This window comes from Spirulina sp. 06S082 (genome assembly GCF_034932145.1).
In the GTDB taxonomy this organism is placed as follows: Bacteria; Cyanobacteriota; Cyanobacteriia; order Cyanobacteriales; family Spirulinaceae; genus CCY15215.
On record NZ_JAYGHV010000098.1, the window covers coordinates 1 to 1,775 of the forward strand.

The following is a 1,775-nucleotide window of genomic DNA, read 5'->3' on the forward strand; positions in this document are numbered from 1 at the left end:
AGGGGAATTGCCCCCGAGGAGATGCAGTTACTGTTTGAACCCTTCGTTCAAACCGAAGCGGGTAGACAATCTCAAGAAGGAACAGGACTAGGCTTGCCCCTCAGCCGTCAATTTGTCAAACTTATGGGAGGGGAGATCGATGTGCGAAGTACCCTGGGAGAAGGTAGCACTTTTTTCTTCAATATTAAGATCGAGATTGTCGATCCTGTTTCTATGCAAAACGATCGCCGCGATCGCCGGATTATTGGATTAGCACCGGATCAGCCTGTTTATCGCATTCTCATTACCGACGATCGCTGGGAAAGCCGTCAACTTCTCCTGAATCTTCTTGCGCCTTTAGGATTTGAACTGCGAGAGGCGATTAATGGGGTCGAAGCGATCGCCCAATGGCAAGCATGGAAGCCCCATCTCATTTTTATGGATATGCGAATGCCGGTCATGGACGGTTATGAAGCAACCCAGCAGATTAAATCCTATCTGGAAGGCCAAGCGACCGCCATTATTGCTCTAACCGCCAGCGCCTTCGATCGCGATCGCGCCGTCACCCTTGCCGCCGGATGCAATGATTTTATTTGTAAACCCTTTAAAACAGAAGAACTATTTGCGAAAATGGCAACTCACTTGGGAGTGCGTTATCTTTATGAAAAACCCTTGAATATCTCTCCCCCAAAATCGGTCAAAAAACAAAAGAATTTTTCTCTAACGCCAGATAAGTTAGTTTCCCTGCCCTCGGAATGGTTGCAGCAATTGTACCGGGCTGCGGAAGTTGCCGATGATGAAGAGATTTTTCTCCTCATTGCTAAACTTCCCGAGACTCATACTACGATCGGTGAGAGTCTGGCCGAACTGGCTCAACATTTTCGTTGCGATCGCATTATCGAACTTCTTGATGCTATTGAATTTTAGGTAAATGAAAGGCAATATTCTCATCGTTGACGATACCCCCGAAAATCTACAAGTTTTATCGGCTACTTTATATCGAGAAGGATATAAAGTACGCGGTGTTGTCAACGGTTTTATGGCACTTAAAGTTGCAAAATTAGGCGCAATCGATCTGATTTTATTGGATATTAAAATGCCCGATATGGACGGTTATGAGGTGTGCGAAAAATTGAAAGTGAATGAGATAACCGCAGAAATTCCTGTTATTTTTATTAGTGCTTTAGATGCGACCTTAGATAAAGTTCGTGCCTTTCAAGTGGGTGGAGTTGATTATATTACTAAACCTTTTCAAATTCCCGAAGTTTTAGCGAGGGTTGAAAATCAACTCACTATCCGAAATTTACAGCAGGAATTACAACAACAAAATCAACAACTCCAACAAGAAATTGGAGAACGGAAAAAAGCCGAACTTGCCGCAGAACACGCCCTACGTGCCAAAAGTGAATTTTTGACCAATATGAGCCACGAACTTCGCACTCCTCTCAATGTTATTTTAGGCTTTACGCAAGTTATGAACCGAGATAGTGCGATCGCAGATGAACAAAGAGAAAACTTAACTATTATTAATCAGAGTGGAGAACATTTGTTAGAATTAATTAACGATATTTTGGATTTATCAAAAATAGAATCTGGGGTGATTATTTTTGAGGAAAATGACTTCGATCTCTATCAATTACTGGATAATTTAGAAGCGATGTTTTTACTGGCAGCAGAACGCAAAGGCATTCGCCTCAACTTTGCGATCGCCCCAAATGTTCCTCCGTATATTAGGACTGACGAAAAGAAACTTCGCAGTTGTTTAATTAATCTCCTCAATAATGCGATTAAATTTA

The 1,775-nt window shown here is 42.3% G+C and carries 2 protein-coding genes; both read left to right on the forward strand.

Annotation, left to right across the window (positions count from 1 at the left end):
- Positions 1-906, forward strand: a 906-nt coding sequence (locus VB714_RS07260) for a response regulator (RefSeq protein WP_323222589.1), incomplete at its 5' end; no start/stop codon positions are given.
- 4 nt (positions 907-910) lie between these two features.
- Positions 911-1,775, forward strand: an 865-nt coding sequence (locus VB714_RS07265; protein WP_323222591.1) for a hybrid sensor histidine kinase/response regulator, incomplete at its 3' end; no start/stop codon positions are given.